The 4,349-nt window shown below is 73.1% G+C and carries 5 protein-coding genes; 1 reads left to right on the top strand and 4 read right to left on the bottom strand.

Annotated features, from left to right (window positions below; translation table 11 throughout):
* Positions 1–378 (bottom strand): Rho termination factor N-terminal domain-containing protein (locus tag PLP61_RS15190; RefSeq protein ID WP_324503600.1); only part of this gene is annotated, 378 nt, incomplete at its 3' end.
* Positions 379–723: 345 nt separating this feature from the next.
* Between PLP61_RS15190 and PLP61_RS15185 the strand changes: the two genes are divergently transcribed.
* Positions 724–1,545, top strand: coding sequence for a class II glutamine amidotransferase (locus PLP61_RS15185; RefSeq protein WP_324503599.1), 822 nt, complete (start codon positions 724–726; stop codon positions 1,543–1,545).
* On the opposite strand, the gene thrB is transcribed toward PLP61_RS15185, so the two are convergent.
* From thrB to PLP61_RS15170, 3 genes are all read right to left on the bottom strand, one after another.
* Positions 1,535–2,449 (bottom strand): homoserine kinase, encoded by a 915-nt coding sequence (gene thrB, locus PLP61_RS15180; protein ID WP_324503598.1) that lies wholly within the window; start codon positions 2,447–2,449, stop codon positions 1,535–1,537. The two genes, PLP61_RS15185 and thrB, sit on opposite strands and share 11 nt — an antisense overlap.
* A 3-nt stretch (positions 2,450–2,452) precedes the next feature.
* Positions 2,453–3,529, bottom strand: a complete 1,077-nt coding sequence (thrC, locus tag PLP61_RS15175) for a threonine synthase (RefSeq protein ID WP_324503597.1) — start codon at positions 3,527–3,529, stop codon at positions 2,453–2,455.
* Positions 3,526–4,349, bottom strand: an 824-nt coding sequence (locus PLP61_RS15170) for a homoserine dehydrogenase (protein ID WP_324503596.1), incomplete at its 5' end; no start/stop codon positions are given. The genes PLP61_RS15170 and thrC, both read right to left, overlap by 4 nt.

Raw genomic sequence — 4,349 nt, 5'->3', positions numbered from 1 at the left:
CTTCTCGGTCCGGGGCTCGGCCTTCTCGGTCCGGGGCTCGGCCTTCTCGGTCCGGGGCTCGGCCTTCTCGGTCCGGGGCTCGGCCTTCTCGGTCCGGCGCTCGCCGGACTCGGTCCGCGACCTGCGGCCGCGCTCGGTGGGAGACTCCGCGGGTCGCCCCCGGTCACCGGCGGTGCGGGCGCCGCCCTGGGCGGCCTTGATCGCCTCGACGAGCTGAGCCTTCTTCATCGAGCTCGCCCCCGGGACACCCAGGCCGGCGGCCATCGCCTTCAGGTCGGCCAGCAGCATGGAGTTGAGTCCACCGGCGCGCTTCTTGGAGGTCGGTGTCTGCTGCGACGACCCCGGCGCGTCCGTGGTGGGTTCGATGGTTTCCGTCACGTGAGGTCCTTCCCACGTATCAGTGCCGGCCGGCGTCGCGCCGACGGCTTGCTTGGCAGTTCCCTCGGGCACCCGACACCTGCCGCTGGCAACCCGGTCGGGGTTGGGTCGGCTGGTGGCGTACGTGTGGTGCGATCAGCACGGGACCGAGGGGAGTTCGTGCACCGGCCGACTTCCGTCGTGCCCGGTGCCTACGCCGAGTGGCGTGGAGCCAGGCTACCACCCGACTCGCACGGGTGTGGCACGGACCACTCAACCCGACTCCGGCCCTTCATCCGCTAGGGGGGAGGCACACCCGGCGTCGGGATGCTGGACTGGAAGGGACCGGGTGGAAGGAGCACGACGATGTGCCGTTGGCTGGCCTACTCAGGGGCGCCGGTGAACCTCGAGGACCTCCTCATCAAGCCTCACAACTCCCTGGTGGTGCAGAGCCTGCACTCGCGGCTCGGCGCCACGACCACGAACGGCGACGGGTTCGGGCTGGGCTGGTACGGCGACCGCGAGGTGCCGGGCCTGTTCCGCAGCACCGAGCCGGCCTGGAACGACCGCAACCTGCACGAGCTCGCCGCCCAGTCGAGTGCGCGCCGCGTGTTCGCGCACATCCGGGCCTCCACCGGCTCCGCGGTGCAGCAGACCAACTGCCACCCGTTCCGGCACGGGTCGTGGCTGTGGATGCACAACGGCTGCCTCGCGTCGTTCCCCGTGCTCAAGCGCGACCTCGCGCTGGAGGTGCGACCCGACCTCTACCCGGAGATCGAGGGCAGCACCGACTCGGAGATGTTCTTCTACCTCGCGCTGACCTTCGGCCTGGAGCAGGACCCGCCCGCGGCGGTGCGCGCGGCGGTCGCGCTGATCGAGGAGACTGCCCGGCGGCACGGGGTGGAGAACGCCGTCCAGATGACGGTGGCGACCACCGACGGGACCACCACCTGGGCGTTCCGCTACTCCACCGAGGGGCGCTCGCGCTCGCTGTTCCACAGCACCGACGTGTCCACCCTGCGTCACCAGTACCCCGACAACCCCCAGCTGCACGAGCTGTCCGACGACGCGCGGCTGATCGTGTCGGAGCCGTTGGGCGACCTGCAGGGTGCCTGGCGCGAGGTGCCGGAGTCGACCTGCGTGGTCGCGCACGGCGGCGGAGAGGACCTGGTGCCGTTCAGGCCGTGACCACGCCGGCACGCTCGATCTCCAGGTGCTGCGCCGACCAGCCGACCGGGCAGCGGGCGAGCAGGCGCTCGACGGAGCCCTGGGGGCAGTCGGGACCGTCGCAGAACGCCAGCACGGTCGGGCCGGCCCCCGAGACGACCGCGGGCACGTGGTCGCGGCGCAGCGCGGCGACCAGGGCCAGGGACTCCGGCATCGCCTTCTCGCGGTAGTCCTGGTGGAGGTAGTCCCGGGTGGCGGCGAGCAGGTGCTCGGGCCGGCCGGCGAGGGCCGCCACGAGAAGGGCGGCCCGGCCGGCGTTGGCGGCGGCATCCGCGTGCGGGACCGACCCGGGGAGCAGGCCGCGCGCGAGGGTGGTGGCCAGCGGGGTGGGCGGGACGAACACGACGGCACTGACGCGCGGGTCGATCCCGGAGGGTACGGCGAAGTAGGCGCCGTCCTCCTCACCGGTGATCACGAACCCGCCCAGGAGTGCCGGCGCCACGTTGTCGGGATGGCCCTCGATCCGGGCCGCGAGCTGGAACACCGCGTCGTCGTCCATCAGCAGGCCGCCTCCGGCCACCAGGGCCCGGGCCAGTGACACTCCCCCGACGATCGCGGCCGAGGAGGAGCCCAGCCCACGCCCGTGCGGGATCCGGTTCGTGCAGTGCAGCTCCAGACCGGGCGGCCGCGCGCCCAGCTCCTCGAACGCCGCACGCATCGCCTGGACCACCAGGTGCCGCTCGTCGTGGGGAAGGGTGTCCGCGCCCTCCCCCGTCGTCTGGACGCTCAGCCCCTCCGGGCGCACCTGCCCGACGAGCTCGTCGCGCAGCGAGAGGGCCAGGCCGAGGGAGTCGAACCCCGGCCCGAGGTTGGCCGAGGTGGCCGGGACGCTCACCCGCACCGGGCCGGGCACGAAGCTCGCCACGGGTCAGGCCAGCCCGGCCGCGCGGGCGGCTGCGGCCACGTCCGCGTCCACCACCACGCTGGGCAGCTCGACCGACTCCAGCGCGGTCGCGGTGTCCTTCAGGCCGTGACCGGTCACGGTCACCACCACCGTGGCGCCGGCGTACGACTCGCCCCCGGCCAGCTCGGCGAGCAGGCCGGCGATGCCGGCGGCCGAGGCCGGCTCCACGAAGACGCCGTCGTGGCGGGCCAGCTCGGCCTGCGCGGCGAGGATCTGTGCGTCCGAGACCGCCGCGAAGCGGCCCCCGGACTCGCGCGCGGCCGCCTCGGCGAGCTTCCACGAGGCGGGGTTGCCGATCCGGATCGCGGTCGCCTTGGTCTCCGGGTCGGGGAAGGGCTCCCCCGTCACCAGCGGTGCCGCCCCCTCGGCCTGGAACCCGCGCATCACCGGAGTCCTGGTGGCCCGGCCCAGCGCGAGGTACTGCTCGTAGCCCATCCAGTACGCCGAGATGTTGCCGGCGTTGCCGACCGGCAGCAGGTGGTAGTCAGGTGCGTCCCCGAGGAAGTCGACGATCTCGAACGCCGCGGTCTTCTGTCCCTGCAGCCGGGCGGGGTTCACCGAGTTCACCAGGGCGACCGGGAACTCCCAGGACAGCGACCGGGCCATCTGCAGGCAGTGGTCGAAGTTGCCGCGCACCATGATGATCCGCGCACCGTGGACGATCGCCTGCGCCATCTTGCCCGCCGCGATCTTGCCCTCGGGGATCAGCACGAGCGGCGTGAGGCCGGCCTTGGCGGCGTAGGCCGCCATCGAGGCGGAGGTGTTGCCGGTGGAGGCGCACACGACCGCCTGCGCGCCGTCGTACTTCGCCAGCGAGATCGCCGTGGTCATGCCCCGGTCCTTGAACGAGCCGGTGGGGTTGCTGCCCTCGACCTTCAACCACACCTGGGCGCCGCTGAGCCCCGAGAGCCACTCGGAGTGCACCAGGGGGGTGCCGCCCTCCCGGAGGGTCACCGGCTCCAGGTCGTCGGGGAGCAGGTCGATCAGCGGGCGGTACTCCTCGATGACCCCGCGCCACTGGTGGGTCGTCGGTCCGCTCACTCGACCTCTCCCTCCACGCGCATCACCGAGGAGATGTCACGGACGATGTCCATGCCGCGCAGCGCCTCGACGGTCGCGCTCAGCTGGACGTCGCTGGACTGGTGGGAGACCACCACGAGCTGGGCGTCCTCGCCCCGGCCCTCCTGGCGCACCGTCTGGATGGAGACGCCGTGCTCGGCGAAGACGGTGGCCACCGCCGCCAGCACACCGGCCCGGTCGTCCACGTCGATGGACACGTGGTAGCGGGTGCGGGTCTGGCCCATCGGCAGCAGTGCCCGGTCGGCGTACGCCGACTCGCCGGGGCCGCGGGTGCCGGCCAGCCGGTTCCGGGCGACCGTCACGAGGTCGCCGAGCACCGCGGAGGCGGTCGGCGAGCCGCCGGCGCCCGGGCCGTAGAACATCAGCTGGCCGGCCGCCTCGGACTCGACGAACACCGCGTTGTAGGCCTCGCGGACCGAGGCCAGGGGGTGCGACCGGGGGATCATCGCCGGGTGGACGCGCACCGAGACGGAGTCGCCGGTCAGCTCCGCGATCGCCAGGAGCTTCACGACCGAGTTCATGTCCCGGGCTGCGCGGACGTCGGCCGCCGTCACGTCGGCGATGCCCTCGCGGTGGACGTCGGCGGCGCTGACCCGGGTGTGGAAGGCCAGCGAGGCGAGGATCGCGGCCTTGGCCGCCGCGTCGAACCCCTCGACGTCGGCCGTCGGGTCGGCCTCCGCGTAGCCCAGGTCCTGGGCCTCCTCCAACGCCTCCTCGAAGCCGGCGCCCGAGGTGTCCATCCGGTCCAGGATGAAGTTGGTGGTGCCGTTGACGATGCCGA

The organism is Nocardioides sp. (genome assembly GCF_035429765.1).
GTDB lineage: Bacteria > Actinomycetota > Actinomycetes > Propionibacteriales > Nocardioidaceae > Nocardioides.
The sequence above is the reverse complement of the archived record's forward strand: the minus strand, read 5'-3'. Positions and strand labels throughout refer to the sequence as shown.

Bases quoted from the DNA above. Each gene is read 5' to 3' on its own strand.
- PLP61_RS15185 (WP_324503599.1), top strand. From the start codon at position 724: ATGTGCCGTTGGCTGGCCTACTCAGGGGCGCCGGTGAACCTCGAGGAC.